Origin of the sequence: Protofrankia sp. Cas8, assembly GCF_963555845.1 — a bacterium.
Taxonomy (GTDB): Bacteria; Actinomycetota; Actinomycetes; order Frankiales; family Frankiaceae; genus Protofrankia.
Window position 1 is genome coordinate 1 of record NZ_CAUVXI010000112.1, and the last position, 17,142, is coordinate 17,142.

Here is a 17,142-nt window from a genome sequence, read left to right on the forward strand (position 1 = left end):
CCCATTGCCGACCGCACGAGGTTTGAGCAGGCGACCAGCCCGTCCGGTCGCCCGGTCACCGTGCTGCGCGCCTGAACGGCGGGTTCCCCATCGGCGATGGCCGTGTCTGTTCAGCCGTTTCGTGGTTCCCAGCTGAAGAAGCGGATCGCGGCGAGTAGGCCGGCTACTCCCCAGGCTGCGACGATGACGACGTCGCTCCAGTGGAACGTGGTCCCCAGAAAACCGGCCTGCATCCCCGCCGCGAAGTGCTTGACCGGAAAGATCCGGCCGATCCACACGATCCAGGCTGGTGCGTTGTCGCCGAGCGGGACGAAGATTCCAGACAGGAACAACAGGGGCAGGATGGTCGCGTTGACGATCGCGGCCGATGCGTCGGCGTTGGGGATCACTGCGGTGACCGCGAACGCGAGCGCGCAGAAACTGGCCGCTCCGACCAGCAGCATCACCAGGAGCCGTAGCAGCGTCACGCCCGTGGGGATGTCGGCGTTGTAGAACACCCGACCGAACCCAACCGTGATCGCGACCAGCAGGACCGCGACAAGCAGGGCGTGCAGCATCCGTGCACCGAGGAACACCGCGCTCGGCAGCGGCGTACCGTCGGTCCTTTTCAGGATACCGGCGTCGCGCTGGAAGGTCACCGCCATCGCGATGTTGTTGTAACAGGCCGTGATCACCGCGAACGCCGCCATCGCGGCCACGTAGTAGGTGGACTGGGCTATGAGTCGGCCGCCGAGGCGCACGGTTCCGTCACTGAGCAGCGCGGTGAAGATCACCAGGAACATGAGGGGGAACGCGAATGTGAAGAACGCCGACGCCGGGTTACGCCAGAACGCCTTGTTCACGTAGCGGACCTGCGAGAGCGTCAGCGCCGCGGCCTTCACCGTGGCGTTCACCGCGAGGTCCTTTCCGGGATGGCGACGCTGCCGAGCCGGTCCGCCCCGACCGCGGACGGCGGCCCGGTCAATTCCAGGTAGACGTCCTCCAGGGACGGCCGCACAATCTGCAGTCCGTCCAGGCTGACGCTCTGTTCGATTGCCCAGCCGGTGAGGCGGTGCAGCGCCCGGGTGATGTCGTCGGGGGTGAACTCGATGTATCCGTCCGCTACCGCCACGCCGGCGAACTCCTCAGGCGGTAGGGCATCCTCGGGCAGGCGGCACCGGATCCGCGCCCTGGCCGTGTCACGACCGGCGAGGGTGGCCGGTGTGCCCTGCGCGACGATGCGGCCCGCGGCGATGACCGCGACCCGGTCGGCCAGATACTGCGCCTCGTCCATGTAGTGGGTGGTGAGCACGACGGTCTTGCCGAGCGCGGCGAGGTTCTTCACCACATCCCAGGCCTCATGTCGGGCGGACGGGTCGAAGCCGGTCGTCGGCTCGTCGAGGAACAGCAGTTCGGGGTCCCCGGCGAGGGCGATCGCGACGTCGAGCCGTCGCTGCTGGCCCCCGGACAGCTTCGCCACCCTGGCATCGCGCTTCGCCCCGAGGCCGACCAGCTCGATCACCTCGTTCACCGGCCGCGGATGCGGATAGTAGCTGGCGTACATCGTGATCGTTTCGGCCACCGTCAGGTAGCGGTCGACGCCCGTGGACTGCAGGACGATCCCGATCCGGGTCTTGAGCCGCGACCGAGCCCGGCCCGGGTCGTGACCAAGCACGGACACCGCACCACCGTCGCGCGCACGGTATCCCTCCAGGATTTCAACCGTCGTGGTCTTGCCCGCACCGTTCGGGCCTAACAGCGCGAAGATCTCGCCACGCCGGATCTCCAGGTCGATGCCCCGAACGGCCGGCACACCGCGGTAGGACTTCGTCAGACCGCGTACGACAACCGCCGCACCCGGGTCGACGTCGCCGCCGTCCGCGTCCCGCATTCCCATTCCCATCAGCCGTCCGTGGCGCGCTGGCTGGCAGGGGCGGGCGGACGTGTCGCCCATCGGATACCGGCGAGGACACCCCATCCGGCCAGACGCCCGACGGTGGCCTCGGTCGCGGGAAGGTATGGGAGCCGTAGCGGCCAGCGGGTCCATACCGGCATCAGTCCGACGGCAGCCGACGCAAGCGCGCCGTAAGGTAGCCGCGCCGCGACGGGCAGCGGCGCACGCAGCAGGAGATACCGTGCGGCCTGGCGGGCCTGCGGGGTTCCGGTGAGCTCGGGCCGATATTCGGCGAGTCGTTTCACCAGCTCGGCCTCGGTGCGCGGCGGATCGATGACGCCGAGTTTCGTGGCCACCTGCGCAGCGTCGGCGACGTAGGCGTCCCGCTGCGCCGGGGTGAGCGCCGCGCCGTTGCCGTAACGCTGATAGGCGGTCAGGAAGCTGTCGACCTCCGCGACGTGGACCCAGCCCAGCAGGTGCGGATCCGAGGCCGCATAGGCCCGTCCGTCCGGCGCGGTGCCGTGTACCCGCCGGTGGATACCCCGGACGCGGGCAACGGCCCGCTCGGCTTCCTCGGTCGGCCCGAACGTTGTCGCCGCCAGGAAGAGACTGGTCCGCTGCAGGCGCCCCCACGGATCGTGGCGGTAGTCCGAATGCCCGGCCACCCCGGCCATCGCCAACGGATGCAGCGACTGCAGCAGCAGCGCACGCATGCCTCCGACGAACATCGACACATCCGCGTGGACACGTCGGATCGGGCGGTCGTCGGCGAACCAGCGTTCACCGCCGGCTACAAAGATCCGTTCATGTCGTTCCGGGCCCCGCGGGCCGGCCACCAGCCCCAGGACCTGCCCGCCCACCCGGGAGCGGACATCGTCGGCACCGCCGCGCAATCTGGACATCACCACCCCATCATCCGCCTACGACCGGGCCGGCGACGAAGACAGCCATGGCCGGGCGAGAAGGACGGGCTGTGAGCGCGGCTAATTGGGGCCCAGGGTGCGGCTGATGCCGGCGGCGATGGTGGTCGCGAGAATCCAGCCTGCGGCGATGAGACCGTAGGCCAACCATGCCAGCGCGCCGTGTGGGTCGAATGCGTTTTGCTGCCCGAAGTCGATGACGGGGATCAACAGGTCGAGGGTGTAGATCACGGAATTGAAGCCGGGCGGGTTGCTTCCCGCGACGACCTGTGGATGGTGCAGGCCGAAGGTGACGCCGCCAGCCACGAGGAGCGCGACCAGCCAGGCGGCGGCGCGGGTCGGGAGGTACCCGTACCCGACGGTGAGGTCTTGCAGGTATCCCCAGGCTCGGAGTGCCGGCGGAAGCGACTCCCGGCGGCGGCGGTGTCTGGCGAGCAGGACAGCCCGCGCATCCCCCTCGCGCCCCTGCCGCCGGTACACCGCCGCAAGCTGCTCGTAGGTCTGGGGCAGGTATCCGGGCGGGTCGCGTCGAAGCCAGCGCAACCGATCCACACCGTGGATGTTGGTCAGCGCGTCGTAGGTCAGCCCGTCGAGGCGAAGCGTGTCCGGCCACGTCGCCGGGTCATCGCGGAGCAGGCCGAGCCGGGCGTGGCGCAGGTCTACCTCGCCGTCGATCGGGGTAGCGGTGAGCAGCACCAGCTCGCGTGCGTCGAGGTGCTGGCATGCCAGCGCCGTACCGGTCGGATTGGACAGCGTCGCCTGCTCGAAGGAGAGATGGCTGCCGATGCTCGCGTAGGACAGCTCGACCATGCCCTCGGCGCGGAAGCCCTCGCCGCAGTTCACGACGGCGCTTACCACGATGTCCGGCGCGGACAATGCGGACCCGCCTGGATTGCTCAGATGTGCGCCGTCGAACCGCACGGAGCCGCCGATCTCGGCGTGGCTTAAGCGCACTTCGCCGCGGCAGATCAAGCCCTTCTGCCCGAGGATGTCGTTGCCGACCGTGAGCCGTGTTGCGTTCAGGGCACTTTCCGTGCCCTCAAACCTGGCGGCGTTCAGGAGTAAAGTTCCCGCGATCCGGGCGCTGACCAGCCGGATCTCCGCTGTCGAGCGGCAGCCGGTGAGCCGCAGGGCTCCATCGATTATCGCACCGGAGCAGCGCAGGCCCGGGAACGTCGAGCCGGCAAGATCAATCTGTTGGGTCCGGGCACTGTGCAGATCCGGCCGTTCATCGAACTGGCAGTCCCGCATGCGCACCGGATGCGGCACGTCGGTGTTGCTCAGGTCGAGAATTTCAACAATGCGTGCGCCGATCAGATCCAGCGTGGCGAAATGACCAGGCTCGGCCTGTTGGGCGCCCAACAGGAGCGTACGCAGCACGCTCGCGCGAACCGTTCGGTCCGCTCGCCCCCGTAAATCGACGACGTCGCCACGCGGGAACGCCCGCCACACCGCCCGTTCGGGGCCGCGAAGGCTCGGACGCACCACACGATCAGTGTGGCAGTCCAATCCGGCGATGATGCCCATTTGGTCCGATAGGTACCTGATGTGCTGGCGTTTGTGGCGGCGTTGAGGATCGGCGCTGTGACCGCGAACGTCACGAACGCCGATGCCGATGCCGACGCCGGGTTACGCCACAACGCCTCATCCATGGACCTACCGGCGCCGAGCCCAGGGTGGGTCGTAGCCGGTGGCGGTGTCCACGCCCGCAGCCCGCGGGGATGTGTAGCCGCTGTGGCAGCGACGCCTTGGTGGGTGGCCGGTCCTGCACGAGTGGATGGTTGACATACATTTTCCGCTCGAAAACCGGCGCCTCCTGACGTCATCCTTCCACTCGTCGCACCGAAGGGAATGCGGATCAAGGAGTGGGGTTGGGGTGGGTGCGTCGCGAGGTGCGAGGAGGTCCAGGTAGTGGTGTTCTACCTGGGTCGACGGAGGCGGGGTGCCCGTACGGCGGGGTGCCCGTACGGCGGGGAGCGGCGTGCGGGCAGCGGCGTGCGGGCAGCGATGACGCGAGGCGCCGCCTGACATCCGGCACGTACCCCGTCCACCGCTTCGCGCTGGCCGGGGACCCCTCGTTGGACGAACTTCCGGCGCCGACCACTAAGAGCGACCGGCAACAGGGACGCGGCGTCGCGGGGCTGGGGCACGCACCTCGCCACGTTGTCGTCGGTCGACACCCAACACCAGGGTGCCTCCCTCCTCCGCCTCGCGATCTACGCGCCCCAGCCCCGCTCCTTCATCCACGCCCCTATTGCCGGGCGCTCTAAAGCTCACGACATGCTGCGCGTCCCGGTTTCGGGGCACAAGGGGTGTTACAGCAGTTCGGAGCGTCGTGCGGCTGCTGCCGCCCGCACCTGGTCGAGAAACGTCGTGGTGATGCGTTCCTCGTCGGGTGCGCCGGGTGCGCCGGGTGCGCCGGGTGCGCCGGTGGGGTTGTCATCGTCTGCTTCGTCCGTGCAGGCGGTGTCGGGGTCGGCGTCTGGGGACTCGGTGTATTCGCGGTAGAGCAGCCAGCAGCCGTGGATCCCGGCGAGGAGGTCTTCGAGGAGGTCGGTGGCGGGCCGGGTCGGGTCCAGCGGGGTGAGCCGGTGTGGCATCAGCGTGTGTCGGAGTTCGTCCGGCTGGTCCTCGAACGAGTCCGCGCGTTCGTGGGCGGCTTCGACGGCGGCCAGGAGGGTGTCGAGGTCGGGGATGGCGCCCTCGGCGACGGCCATGGCGTCCGTGATCAGCTGGAGGACGACATCCCGCGGTGTTTCTCCGGTTCCCATGCGTTCGAGGACGACGGTGGGGCTTTCGTGGGGGAGTGCTTCGATGCTGTCGGCCTCGATGAGGATCTGGGTGGGGTCGAGCCCGGTGTGGTGCGCGGCGACGGTGGCCGCGGCGTGGAGCCAGTGGGCCGCGGCGGTCGCGGCGGCGGCCGGGTCGATGTCGGTGCACAGGCGGGTGTTCCCGAAGGGATCGTCGGCCAGGATCGCGTCGGCGGCCGCGACCTGGACGGGGGAGGCATCCGCGCGGGTCAGGGTGATGGCCTGGCGGGCCCGTCCGGTCAGGTCGCCGCATTCGGCCTGTTCGATGGCGTCGAGTTCGGCCCGGACGTCGGTGGTGATCTGTTCGGTGAGGTCCTGGCTGCCGATCGTGTGCAGGGCCCGGCCGACGCGGTGTGCGGCCTCGTGCACGATGACGTAGGACTGGCGCTGGGTGCCGTTGTGGGGCAGCTGGGGGTGGCGGATCGCGGTGAGCACGCTGGTGAACGCCTGGCGGTCACTGTGGCGGCGCCATCCTTCGCTGCCGGTGGCAAGGCTTGGGGTGGCGCTGGCCGGGTGGGTGTAGGTGCGCCAGGCCGCGGCGGTGAGGAAGCTCAGTTGTTCGGCCAGTCGTAGAGCGTCGCTGTCGGCGGTTGCCGGAGGGAGTACGGCGACGGTTGCGGCCAGGTCGCCGGTTCCGGTCGCCCAGGAGACGATGAGCGCACGCCGGGCGGGGTCGTAGCCATACCGGCTCATTGCCTGACTTCTCCTCTTTCCGGCATCATCCCGCGGCTTGCCGTCACCAGTCTGCGGCACCGGGCGTGGCATGGCAGCCGAACCGGTCTCGGTGCCGGTCTCGGTGCCGATCTTTAAAAGACCCTCGGATGAATTCTATCCAGTCCGGTGTATGCCTAGTGCATCCGATTGGTGACGGATTGGCCCGCCGGCCGTTCGCGGTCGCCGTGAGCCAGGTCAGGACAGCCCGGATCCGTCCCGTCCGCCGGTGGACCAGCCGAGGATCGGTCGGCCGGTGGCGCCGGCGGGCGGGCCCGGTGGGAGGAGGTTGGCTATGGCTGCCCGACATAGGTGACGGTGACGATGGCATTTCGGGCGGTCGGGCTCGTCGGCCGGGGGCTGAACACGACCGTTGCGCTGCCCGAGCACGGCAGGACCAGCGAGGTGGGGATGGCCAGCGGCGTCCCGTAGCTGGTGAAGACCAGTGGGCTGGTGGTCGCGGGGCCGGGGAAGCCGACGGCAATCGTGGTGCCGGCCGATCCGGTGTAGCCGGGTAGTACGACCGGGTCGACGACGCGCTGGACCGCGACGGTCTGGCCGGCGAGCGGATGCCCGGTCTCGCCGGGGCTGACCGGGCCGAAGCAGCCCATCTGGATCGTGGCGTTCGCAGGCGCGCCGTTGACAAAGCCTTCGAAGTACTGCTTCGGCGTGATCGGGTCGGCCGCTGCGGCTGTCCCGACCGTGGCGGCGGCGACCGCGGTCATGACCGTGCCGGCGACCGCGAGCTTCCGGCCGGACCGGGCGAGTGCTGTTAACCTCGACATGCTGACTCCCTTACAGGTAGCAGGCGGGCGGATACCCGAAGGGACCATAGGTCGTCGGGCACAACGCCCGGACCAGCGGCACCGGAATCGCCGGGAAACATTGTGGCCCCTTCCGGTGAATAAGCAGTGCACGCCAGGATGTTCGCCATCCCGAACCCGGTGCCTTTCGCGATATCCGGTACTTTGGTTCAACGGCACCGGGCACCTGATAACAACTTCCTATCCTGCGATCGGACTTCATCGTATCGCTCGGCTCCGGCTTCGTCGGCTGTTACGGTCAGGACCGTCTGGCATGCGACCTCGGCATAGTACTCAGGAGGGGGCGGTCGAGAATGGTTGGCGTCCAGCCCGCAGCGTACATTCCCGAACCCGAGTTCGGAGCGGACGGATCCACTCCCCGCAAAAAAGCGATCAGCAATCCCTATCTGCACCGGCTGCAGCGCCGCCACTTTCTGCTGTTCGATGTTCTCCCGATCTTCGGTACCGCCGGCGCCTTCGCTTTCCTTGCGGTACATCCGATCGGTGCCACCGAAATCGCCCTGTTTTTTTCGATGTGGCTCGTGACCGGGCTGGGCGTCACCGTCGGTTATCATCGGTTCTTCACACATCGTAGCTTCAAGGCCGCGCCGTCCGTGGCAACGGCGCTCGCAGTTCTCGGCTCGATGGCCGGCCAGGGCGGACTGGTGTCCTGGGTTGCTCTGCACCGGAGACACCACGAGTGCAGTGATCGCGAGGGCGACCCCCACTCGCCGAATCTCGCCGGCGACGGTCTGGCGGGTCGGCTGCGCGGCCTGGCCCACTCCCACTTCCTGTGGATGCGCCGGCACGAATACCCGAACATCATTCACTATGCGCCGGATCTGATTAAGAACCGTGCCCTGGTGCGGGTCGCCCGTCTTTATTATTACTGGGTGCTGCTCGGGCTGCTGCTCCCCGCGCTCGTCGGCGGTCTCGTCTATCAGAGCTGGGAGGGGGCGGTCAGCGGTCTGCTCTGGGGCGGTCTCGTGCGGATCTTCGTTCTTGAGCACATCATCTGGGCGATCAACTCCTTCCTGCACATGTTCGGCACACGTCCCTACGAATCCAGGGAGAACAGCAGGAACGGCGGTGTCTTTGCTCTGGTGACCTTTGGTGAATCGTGGCACAACAACCATCATGCTTTCACCGATTCGGCTTCTTTCGGGTTGAACTGGTACCGGCTCGATCCAGGCTACTGGCTCATAAAAATGCTTTCGGTCTGTGGCCTGGCATGGGATGTCAAGATTCCGTCCGCAGAGCGGATGGAAGCCAGGCGCAAACCTGAGAACGGCAATCCGGTCCCCAGTACCACGGCATAGGGAGCGAGCACCTTGAAGCCGAGCAGAGAAGCGATTGCGCAATGGTGTCAGGAGTATGTTGCGGGTCTCCTCGACCTGCCGGTCGAGGCGGTGGACCTGGACGCGGACTTTGATCGACTGGGAATCGATTCCCCCCTCGCCGTCGCCCTGCTGATGGAGATAGAGGAACGCTACGGCGTCGACCTGCCGCCCGAGGCGTTGTTCGAGAACCCGACCATCAATGCAATCGCTGCACATCTGTACGAGCAGAATCAGCGGCACGTGGCGTAGCCGTGACTGAATCATTCGAAAGCGACCGTACCGCCGGTGCGGCGGCTGCCATCCGGCATCACTACGATGCCGGGAACGCGTTCTACCGTCTTTGGCTCGACCAGTCACTCACCTATTCGTGTGCGATGCGGGAAGGCGCCGACGACACACTCGAAACCGCCCAGGAGCGGAAGCTGCAATTTCACCTGGACGCGATTCGGGCTGATGGTGCCGCGACCGTGCTCGACATCGGCTGTGGGTGGGGTGCGATCCTGAAGCGGTTGGCGGAGAGCTGCCGCGTTCAACGGTCGGTCGGTCTCACGCTCAGTGATGAGCAGGCGGCTTTCGTCCGGTCCCAGGAGTACCCAGGTGTGGAAGTGCGTACGCAGAACTGGCTGCACTACGAACCCGACATCCAGTTCGATGGAATTATCTCCATCGGCGCCTTTGAGCACTTCGCCACCCCCGAGGACTCGTCAGCTGAGAAGATCCACCTGTACCGGGAGTTCTTCACCCGCTGCCGCACCTGGCTGAACAAGGACGGCGTGTTGTCGCTGCAGACCATCGCCTACGCGAACATGTCCCGTGAGAATGCGAGCCACTTCATCCAGCGGGAGATATTTCCGGCAGCGGATCTGCCGACGCTCGCGGAGATCACCGCCGCCGCGGAGGGTATTTTCGAGGTTCAATCGGTGCACAACGGCCGGCTCGACTACGCCTGGACGTGTGAACAGTGGGCACGTCGGCTGCGAATGCACCGCGAGGAAGCCGTTCATCTTGTCGGACCGGAGGTGGTCGCCCGGTACGAGCGCTATCTGAAACTCTCTGCTCTTGGCTTCCGGATGGGAAAGATCTGCCTTCTCAGGATCGTTCTTCAGCCCTTCAGGAGCACGTATTTCAACGGTCGTGGGGTGCCGGCGCGATGACGTCGGAGACGGGTAGCACGGCAACTGCCGACACCGCCGGACCCGGGCCCGCCGGACCCGGGCCGGCGCCCATTCGGTTCAACCCGTTCAGCGTCGAGTTCCGACGCGACCCCTACCCGCTCTATCGGCAGCTTCGCCAGGCACAGCCCGTCCACCGGACGCTGGGGATGTGGGTTCTCACGCGGCACGCCGACGTGCAGGGTGTCCTGCGTGACCGCACGTTCAGCGCCGGACTCATACCTCAATTGATCAGCCGGCAGGCGAATCGGCTGGCGCACGACAACGTAGCCCGGATCGTCCGGCTGGGGAAGAAGTCGCTGGTCTTCACCGACAACCCGGACCACGCACGGCTGCGTGCACTGGTGAACCGGGTGTTCACCGCACAGGAAATTGTCAAACTCCGTCCCCGTATCTCGGCGGTTGCCGAGCAGCTGGTGGCGCGGGCGTGGGACGACGGCGGTATGGACGCCGTCGCCGACTTTGCCGCGCTGCTGCCGGTCACGGTCATGTGCGACTGGATGGCGCTCCCGGACAGCCTGCGCGAACGCGTCGGCCAATGGACGCATGACATCCGGTTCCTGCTCGAACCAGGGCTGATGAAAGCCGGTGATTTTACGCAGGTGTGCGATGTCGTCGAAGAGTTCGCGGACGCCCTGGACGACGTGGTCGCGCAACGCCGGTCCCGGCCCGGCGACGACCTGATAACCCAGCTGCTCGCCGCGGCGACCGGCGGTGGTGACACGCTCAGCGATGAAGAACTCGTCTTCGTCTGCATCATGTGCTTCGTGGCCGGCAACGAAACCACGAAATCCCTGATAGGCAACGGCCTCCGCGCTTTGCTTGCGCACCCGGATCAGGGCGCCCTGCTCCACCGTCGGCCAGAGCTGGCGAAGAGTACCGTCGACGAGGCATTGCGCTACGACAGCCCGCTCCAGCTGACCAAGCGCCTGGCCACGCGCGATGTCGAAATCGACGGAAAGCAGATACGGGCGGGAGAGCAGATTCTCCTGTGTCTCGGCGCCGCGAACCGCGACCCCGCGGTGTTCAGCCGGCCGGACGAGTTCGACATCACCCGCGACACGAAGGGGCACCTCGCATTCGGGTACGGAATGCACGGCTGCCTCGGCGGGCTGCTGGCGCAGCTGCAGGCGGAGGTCGCCTTCGAGCGCCTCTACCGGCGTCCCCAGCGTCTGAAACTGCGGACCGAGGAACTCGACTGGCAGGACCACAGTTTCATCGTCCGCGGTCTGAAGCACCTTCCGGTCTCGCTGGAGCCGCTTCCGTCCGGGTTCCTCCGACCAATGGAAGGAGAATGGTGAGGAACAGACCACTGCTCCCGGAGATCCTCCAGGGCCGCGCCGCCGCCGAGCCGGCCAACAGGGCGTACGTGTTCCTGACTGAACATGGGGAGGAGGAAGCGGTGCTGACCTACGGCGAGCTGCACGCACGGGCGCTTGCCGTGGCCCGGCAGCTGAGTCGGGGCTGCAAACCTGGTGACAGAGTACTGTTGCTCTTCCCGCAGGGTCTGGACTTCATCGTCGCGTACTTCGGGTGCCTCTACGCGCAGGTCATCGCGGTGCCCGTCAACCCCCCGCGCAAGAATCGGATGCAGGACGCGACCCGCAGCATCGTGAAAGACTGTGCACCATCGGCTGTACTCACCCTCAGCGCGATGATCGAAAGCACCAGGGAGTCCCTGGAGCCGATCTGCGGGGCGCTCCACTGGTTTCCCGTCGACCAGGTGGTGGACGCGGTTGACACAGATTTCGACCCGCGGCCCTGTTCGGCTGATTCCGTCGCCTTCCTGCAGTACACCTCGGGTTCCACCTCCGATCCGAAGGGGGTCATGGTTTCGCACCGGAACCTCGTGGCGAACCAGGAGATGATACAGCGGGCGTTCGGCCACGATCAGCACTCGACGTTTGTCGGCTGGGCGCCGTTGTTCCATGACCAGGGTCTGATCGGAAACGTCCTGCAGCCGCTCTACCTCGGGGCGACCAGCATACTCATGTCGCCGATGGCGTTTATCCGCTGGCCTCTCCTGTGGCTGTCGGCTATCTCGCGCTACCGCGCGCACACCAGTGGCGGACCGAACTTCGCATTCGACGCCTGCGTCGCACGAGCTGCCAGAGGCGACCTGCCGGATCTCGACCTCAGCTGTTGGAAAGTCGCGTTCAACGGCGCCGAGCCGATTCGTCCCGAGACGCTGCGTCGATTCTCCGAGAGCTTCGCGTCGGTGGGATTCAATGCGCAGGCGCTCTACCCGTGCTACGGCTTGGCCGAGGCAACTCTGCTCGTGACCGGCAGCCAGAAGGGTCGCGGCCCGCGCACCATTGATGCGGATACCGGGGAGCTGGGCCACAAGCGCTATGTCAAGGCGCCGAGCGGCCGCGGCCGTACTCTCGTAGGTTCCGGGCTCGTCCGTCCGGAAACGTCGGTTCGTATCGTGGACCCGGAAACGGGACGCTCGTGTCCAGCGAATCAGGTCGGAGAAATCTGGGTTGCCGGGGAGCACGTGGCACAGGGTTACTGGCGGCGTCCGGAGGTGACGGCCGAGGCTTTCCAGGCCGAATGCGACGGTGAGATCGGACCCACCTACCTGCGTACCGGAGATCTCGGCCTGGTGGTCGACGGCGAGTTGTACATCGTGGGCCGGTTGAAGGATCTGTTGATCATTCGGGGAAGGAATCACTACCCGCATGACATCGAGCACACGTCGCAGTCGGCGCATCCCGCACTGAGGCCCGGTGGGTGTGCCGCGTTCTCGGTGCCCGGCGCCGACGGTGAAAAGCTCGTCGTGGTTCAGGAGATCAAGCGTGAAGAACGACTGAAGGTGGATGCGACAGACGTCGCCGCATCGATTCGAGCGGCAATAACGCACGAGCACCAGCTTTCCGTGAGCGACCTGGTGCTGACTTTGCCGGGTCGACTGCAGAAAACCAGCAGCGGCAAGATCATGCGGGCTGCCGCCAGAAGGCGCTATCTGGAGGCCGGGTTCGACCTCTGGGCACCCCGGACGCAGTCGGTCGCGTGAGGGATTGATTGATCAGCGGGGAGGATGTGAACATGGACGTGTTGAAAGCGGAAAACCCCGACTTTGCGCAGGCGGTGAAGGCCGTGGTCCTGAGCATGCCGGCCGCGCAACATCTGGGTTTCGAGTTCGGCCGGATGGCGCCGGGAGAAGCCGAGATCATCCAACCCTACCGGAAAGAGCTAACCCAGCAGGACGGCTTCGTTCAGGGCGGTGTCCTCGGCTCACTGGCGGACTTTGCCGGGGGTTCTGCGGCCGGCACACTGCTGCCGGCCGGATGGGTGAACATGACCATCGACTACACGGTCAAAATTCTGGCCCCGGCGAAAGGCGAGCGAATTATCGCCCGCGGTCGGGTCGTCAAGGCGGGCCGGATCATGACGGTCGCCGCCGCCGATGTCTACTCGGCTGACGGCGCTGAGGAAACGCTGTGTGCTACCGCTTTCGTGACCATGCGCAATATGAGGGTGCCTCAAACGGCCGTCTCCAACGCCTGACCACGCGAAGAAGATATCGAGACGAGGGACTCATGCCGACCATCGACGTCCGCGGTGCGACGATTGCCTACACCGACACCTTTGCGCCGGCCGGTCGACCGGATGCGTCGACCATTGTGTTCGGGCATGGCCTGTTGTTCAGTGGGTGGGTTTTTCATCGCCAGATCGCGGCCCTGCGCGCGTCCTACCGGTGCGTGGCGCTCGACTGGCGCGGGCAGGGGGACACACCGGCGACCGTCGACGGCTACGACATGGACACCCTCACCGGCGATGCGGTCGCCCTGATCAGGGCGCTCGGTGTGGGCCCGGTGCACTGGGTGGGCCTGTCCATGGGCGGCTTCATCGGCCAGCGCGTCGCGGCCCGCCACGGCGAGTTGCTGCGTTCGTTGACGTTGCTGGACACCAGCTCCGGGCCGGAGGAGCCGGGCAAGGTCGGCGAGTACAAACAGCTGGCATGGCTGCTGCGTCTGTTCGGTATCAAGCCGATCCTGAGCAAGGTCAGTCCGCAGATGTTCGGCCCTGTCTTCCTGGCCGACCCCGCCAGCAAGACGCTGCGGGACGAGTGGGTGCGCCGGCTCAACCGCAGTGACCGTGCCGCCGTGCGCAAGGCGGTGCTGGGGGTTGCCGACCGCCCACCGGTGGATCATGAAATTCTCGGGATCACGGTGCCCACCCTCGTCGTCGTCGGTGCCGAGGACGCGGCCACTCCATCGGCGAAGGCGGAGCGCATCGCGGCCCGCATCCCAGGCGCCCAGCTGCAGATCGTCGCGAACTGCGGACATACCAGCCCGCTGGAACAACCCGAGATGATCACCGGGCTGCTGGACACGTTCCTCGCCACGGTCGTGTGAACCCGTCCGCGCGCCTCACCTGCGATCCGATTATATCGGACTTTCACGGATTGACTTCGCGACGATGGCTATTCCGTTTATTATCGGACAGTAGTGCTGCTGGCCGATGGGACCGGGAGGCGTGATGAGGTTGTGTCGGGGTGGCCGCCGTTTGTTGTCCGTGGCCGGGGTGGCCACGGCGGTGCTGGTGGCGTCGATGACGTCGGCATCGCCGGCGGTAGCCGCCGCTCTCGGCTCGGTGCGGGTGTCGCATGCGACGACGGTGGGGGTGCACAACACCTACGACAAAGCCGACTACACCTATCTCGCCCAGGCGCTCGACGCGGGTTCTTCTATGATCGAACTTGACGCGTGGGATGATATCGTCGCGCACCGCTGGCGGGTGAGCCACAACAACCCGCTCGGCAACGACAACAACTGCGTGGTGGCCACCAGCGCGTCGGCCCTCTACACCGGTACCCGGAACCAGAATCTGGGCTCCTGCCTGAGCGACATCAAATGGTGGCTGGTGGCACATCCGACCGCTGGTCCCGTATTCGTCAAGATCGAAATGAAGGCGGGCTTCGACAACGGAGCCGGGATGGGGCCGGACGAACTCGACGCCTACATCAAGGCGAATGTCGCTACCGACTCCATCTACCGGCCGGCCGACCTGCTCGGCGGCACCCATGCAAACCTCGACGCGGCGGCCACGGCGGACGCCTGGCCCAGCCGCTCCGCACTGGCCGGAAAAATGATCATCTATGTGATTCCGGGCACCGTCGAACTCGCAAACCCGACCGACACGCTGCACACCGACGTCGAGTACGCGACCTACCTCCGGAATCTGTACGCGGCAGGGAAGGTCGGCGACGCCATGATGTTCCCGGCGGTGCTCGGCGCGGCTACCGGTGATCCCAGGACGCGGTACTCGGACATCACGATCCGACCCTGGTTCGTGTTCTTCGACGGTGATGCCAGCACCTATGTCACGAGCGTGAACACCTCCTGGTATGACACCCGGCACTACATCCTGGTGATGACCGACGCCCACGCGGTGACGCCCGCTCTCAACGACACCAATCCGGCGGTCGCCGACGCCCAGGCCAGGGTCGCCCAGCTTGCCGCCGATCACGCCAGCGTCGTCTCCACGGACTGGTACGGGCTGCCGTCCGTGCTCACCCTCACGCTCACGCGCGGCTGACGGCCGGGGGCCGCCGGGGGCCGCCGGGTGACCCCCGGTGGCCCCCGGTGCGCGGATCAGCCCGCCCGGCCGCGCGACTGACTATGAGGCCGTGCGACTGACTATGAGAAGGCCGCGGCTGACTGCTCGGTGTCCTCCGAGCCCCGGAAGAATGCAATCTTCCCGTCGGTGAAACGCCACCAGTGCTGCATGTACATCGCCGCGGTCTTGCCGGTCGCGTGCACCGTGTAGGCCCAGTGGACGGTGGCGATCACGTCGGTCTCGTTGGAGGTGAACGAGAGCGGCGTGAACTCGGTGATCTCGATGTTCGACCCGATGTCCTTGAAGAACCGGGGCACCTCGCCCTTGCCGCGGTAGCTGCCGTACCACGGCACCGACGTGCTGGCCGCCTCCGCAGCCCAGTCGACATCGTCGGTGAGCTCGGCGAGGACGGCGTCGATGTCGCCGCGACCATAGGCCGCGTACAGGCGTTGGACAGTGTCGATCTTGGGATCGGATCCGGGGTTGGTTGCAATGTCTTGGCTCATGTCTGAAGACAGTGCACCCGTGGGGCGGGGCGTCGCATCGGGAGAACTCCCCATCTGCCAGACGCTTGGGACCTCCGGCCGCGCGAAATGATCCATGATCGTGCTGCGTCAGGCTCAACATCGCCGTGCCCACCAACCATCGTCTGGCGAGACGGTCGGGAGCGGCCAACTTCGGGCGAGGTAGAGGGCGTCGAGCGGCTCCACCATGCCTCGCAGTTCACGCGCCGCTCGCGTGGGCAGGGCGTGGAGGGCGAGCTCGAGAACCGCGCGTTCGTCGGTCGTGTAGAAGGGATTGCACAACGGACAGCCGCAACCACCCGAAAGAGCAAGGCGGGGATGGTGGGCTATTCGCGACCACTGTCGCAGGGCTTGTGCCACCGCGCCGGGCCACAGTCGATCGCGCTCCAACCGGGCAACCGCACCGGTGAGCATGCCAGAACCGCGCGCAAGACCGGGAACTGAGGATTCGTTCGACTGCCGCCGCGCTTGGCGGCCGACAGCCCGGAGCTGGGACGGCCGACTACGCGGCATAGTCCTTTCTGAATCGTTTCATGAGGACAGGATGCCAGACCTGGCACCCACTTCGCTTCATCGCTATCCGCCCATCGCTATCCGCCCATCGTTGTGCGATGCGCGGGTAGCTCGACTCGTCGGTCCGGATGCGGCAGTTGGGTGCCGGCAACAGTATCCCCGTACAGACGAAGACGATCAACACCCGGAATGCCCTCCGGTACGGGCAGCTCACCTTGGAGCGCATCTTCGCGGAGATCCGCGCTTCAGCATCCCACGTGGGGGAGGTAATCCTGTCTGGAGGCAGCCCGACTCCGGGCGGGCCACCAGTCTTCTCGGCTACCCCGGGCCGGTTCACCGTGGTCGCCGATGCAGCCAAGATCCTCCTCCGCGGTGGACCCATGCCGCTCGTACGCGCACTCGAGGCTGCCGGTCACGGTGCACGGGTGGCCCCGCTGGAGGCTTCGGCCGCGGAACTGGCGGCCACGGTACATCGTGTGGGGATGCTCGTGAGGGGCGCCGTCGGATACTGGGCCGGCGCGGAGACGACACGCTCCGTCTACCGGCTTGTGGTCCAATCCCGCGGTCAGCTTCTGTGTTCCGCGGAACACCCAGATACAACGGCGTCGTAGGTAGAAAACGTCATCATAATGGCCGATTCCACCTACTGTCGGACGACATTCGGCCGAACGGTAGGTGGTTCCGGTCATCAGGATGGCCTCAACGGCCTACGCACCCCGGTCCCGCCACCCGGATTCTGTTTACCGGCGGCATCACATGGCAGACGGTGAAGCCTTTTGACCGGGCACGACCATGCCACCCTGGTCCGTGATACGGCGGCGGTACCGGGGGCCGGTCCGGCCACCGAGTTGCTTGCCATCAGCCGGAACGGTGTCGTCGCAGGCCTGCCGATCCGGACGGTCGGCCCGGAT

16 protein-coding genes are annotated in these 17,142 nt (G+C 66.5%); 8 read left to right on the forward strand and 8 right to left on the reverse strand.

Features of this window, described 5'->3' with window-relative positions; translation table 11 throughout:
• Positions 1-110: 110 nt before the first annotated feature.
• From U9977_RS16300 to U9977_RS16325, 6 genes are all read right to left on the reverse strand, one after another.
• Positions 111-893, reverse strand: coding sequence for an ABC transporter permease (locus U9977_RS16300; protein ID WP_322750119.1), 783 nt, complete (start codon positions 891-893; stop codon positions 111-113).
• Positions 890-1,882, reverse strand: a complete 993-nt coding sequence (locus U9977_RS16305; protein WP_322750120.1) for an ABC transporter ATP-binding protein — start codon at positions 1,880-1,882, stop codon at positions 890-892. The genes U9977_RS16300 and U9977_RS16305 overlap by 4 nt, the downstream gene beginning before the upstream one ends.
• The gene (locus tag U9977_RS16310; RefSeq protein ID WP_322750121.1) at positions 1,882-2,775 is read right to left on the reverse strand and encodes an oxygenase MpaB family protein; all 894 of its coding nucleotides are present in this window, start codon (positions 2,773-2,775) and stop codon (positions 1,882-1,884) included. Before U9977_RS16310 ends, U9977_RS16305 begins: the two co-directional genes overlap by 1 nt.
• Positions 2,776-2,856: 81 nt before the next feature.
• Entirely contained in the window at positions 2,857-4,173 is a 1,317-nt protein-coding gene (locus tag U9977_RS16315) for a hypothetical protein (protein WP_322750122.1), read from the reverse strand.
• A gap of 935 nt (positions 4,174-5,108) precedes the next feature.
• Positions 5,109-6,296 (reverse strand): hypothetical protein, encoded by a 1,188-nt coding sequence (locus U9977_RS16320; protein WP_322750123.1) that lies wholly within the window; start codon positions 6,294-6,296, stop codon positions 5,109-5,111.
• Between the two features lie 311 nt (positions 6,297-6,607).
• A complete protein-coding gene (locus tag U9977_RS16325; protein WP_322750124.1) occupies positions 6,608-7,099 on the reverse strand; it encodes a hypothetical protein in 492 nt (163 codons plus the stop codon).
• Between the two features lie 332 nt (positions 7,100-7,431).
• On the opposite strand from U9977_RS16325, the gene U9977_RS16330 reads away from it, so the two are divergent.
• The 8 genes from U9977_RS16330 (at position 7,432) to U9977_RS16365 (ending at position 15,173) form a co-directional block, all read left to right on the forward strand.
• Positions 7,432-8,436: an acyl-CoA desaturase gene (locus U9977_RS16330; RefSeq protein WP_322750125.1), complete on the forward strand. Its 1,005-nt coding sequence runs from the start codon at positions 7,432-7,434 to the stop codon at positions 8,434-8,436.
• A gap of 12 nt (positions 8,437-8,448) precedes the next feature.
• Positions 8,449-8,706 carry an acyl carrier protein gene (locus tag U9977_RS16335; protein WP_322750126.1) on the forward strand — a complete coding sequence of 86 codons (258 nt, stop codon included), beginning with the start codon at positions 8,449-8,451 and terminating at the stop codon, positions 8,704-8,706.
• 2 nt (positions 8,707-8,708) lie between these two features.
• Entirely contained in the window at positions 8,709-9,611 is a 903-nt protein-coding gene (locus tag U9977_RS16340; RefSeq protein WP_322750127.1) for a cyclopropane-fatty-acyl-phospholipid synthase family protein, read from the forward strand.
• Complete coding sequence (locus U9977_RS16345; protein ID WP_322750128.1) at positions 9,608-10,930, forward strand: cytochrome P450; 1,323 nt, start codon at positions 9,608-9,610, stop codon at positions 10,928-10,930. The genes U9977_RS16340 and U9977_RS16345 overlap by 4 nt, the downstream gene beginning before the upstream one ends.
• Positions 10,924-12,645 (forward strand): fatty acyl-AMP ligase, encoded by a 1,722-nt coding sequence (locus tag U9977_RS16350; protein WP_322750129.1) that lies wholly within the window; start codon positions 10,924-10,926, stop codon positions 12,643-12,645. Before U9977_RS16345 ends, U9977_RS16350 begins: the two co-directional genes overlap by 7 nt.
• Before the next feature lie 32 nt (positions 12,646-12,677).
• Entirely contained in the window at positions 12,678-13,139 is a 462-nt protein-coding gene (locus U9977_RS16355) for a PaaI family thioesterase (RefSeq protein WP_322750130.1), read from the forward strand.
• A gap of 32 nt (positions 13,140-13,171) precedes the next feature.
• Complete coding sequence (locus U9977_RS16360) at positions 13,172-13,990, forward strand: alpha/beta fold hydrolase (protein ID WP_322750131.1); 819 nt, start codon at positions 13,172-13,174, stop codon at positions 13,988-13,990.
• Between the two features lie 124 nt (positions 13,991-14,114).
• The gene (locus U9977_RS16365; protein WP_416210655.1) at positions 14,115-15,173 is read left to right on the forward strand and encodes a phosphatidylinositol-specific phospholipase C domain-containing protein; all 1,059 of its coding nucleotides are present in this window, start codon (positions 14,115-14,117) and stop codon (positions 15,171-15,173) included.
• Positions 15,174-15,274: 101 nt separating this feature from the next.
• Here the strand turns inward: U9977_RS16365 and U9977_RS16370 are convergent, their stop codons facing one another.
• Both U9977_RS16370 and U9977_RS16375 read right to left on the reverse strand, forming a co-directional pair.
• On the reverse strand, positions 15,275-15,700 hold the full coding sequence (locus U9977_RS16370) for a nuclear transport factor 2 family protein (protein WP_322750132.1): 426 nt from the start codon (positions 15,698-15,700) through the stop codon (positions 15,275-15,277).
• Positions 15,701-15,814: 114 nt separating this feature from the next.
• Positions 15,815-16,132, reverse strand: coding sequence for a hypothetical protein (locus U9977_RS16375; RefSeq protein ID WP_322750133.1), 318 nt, complete (start codon positions 16,130-16,132; stop codon positions 15,815-15,817).
• Positions 16,133-17,142 lie beyond the last annotated feature (1,010 nt).

What these genes read in the sequence shown, in the direction of transcription:
- U9977_RS16330 (WP_322750125.1), top strand. Translation starts at nt 7,432, where the DNA reads ATGGTTGGCGTCCAGCCCGCAGCGTACATTCCCGAACCCGAGTTCGGA.
- U9977_RS16375 (WP_322750133.1), bottom strand. Translation starts at nt 16,132, where the DNA reads ATGCTCACCGGTGCGGTTGCCCGGTTGGAGCGCGATCGACTGTGGCCC.
- U9977_RS16310 (WP_322750121.1), bottom strand. Translation starts at nt 2,775, where the DNA reads ATGTCCAGATTGCGCGGCGGTGCCGACGATGTCCGCTCCCGGGTGGGC.
- U9977_RS16360 (WP_322750131.1), top strand. Translation starts at nt 13,172, where the DNA reads ATGCCGACCATCGACGTCCGCGGTGCGACGATTGCCTACACCGACACC.
- U9977_RS16345 (WP_322750128.1), top strand. Translation starts at nt 9,608, where the DNA reads ATGACGTCGGAGACGGGTAGCACGGCAACTGCCGACACCGCCGGACCC.
- U9977_RS16320 (WP_322750123.1), bottom strand. Translation starts at nt 6,296, where the DNA reads ATGAGCCGGTATGGCTACGACCCCGCCCGGCGTGCGCTCATCGTCTCC.
- U9977_RS16305 (WP_322750120.1), bottom strand. Translation starts at nt 1,882, where the DNA reads ATGGGAATGGGAATGCGGGACGCGGACGGCGGCGACGTCGACCCGGGT.
- U9977_RS16350 (WP_322750129.1), top strand. Translation starts at nt 10,924, where the DNA reads ATGGTGAGGAACAGACCACTGCTCCCGGAGATCCTCCAGGGCCGCGCC.
- U9977_RS16355 (WP_322750130.1), top strand. Translation starts at nt 12,678, where the DNA reads ATGGACGTGTTGAAAGCGGAAAACCCCGACTTTGCGCAGGCGGTGAAG.
- U9977_RS16370 (WP_322750132.1), bottom strand. Translation starts at nt 15,700, where the DNA reads ATGAGCCAAGACATTGCAACCAACCCCGGATCCGATCCCAAGATCGAC.
- U9977_RS16365 (WP_416210655.1), top strand. Translation starts at nt 14,115, where the DNA reads ATGAGGTTGTGTCGGGGTGGCCGCCGTTTGTTGTCCGTGGCCGGGGTG.
- U9977_RS16325 (WP_322750124.1), bottom strand. Translation starts at nt 7,099, where the DNA reads ATGTCGAGGTTAACAGCACTCGCCCGGTCCGGCCGGAAGCTCGCGGTC.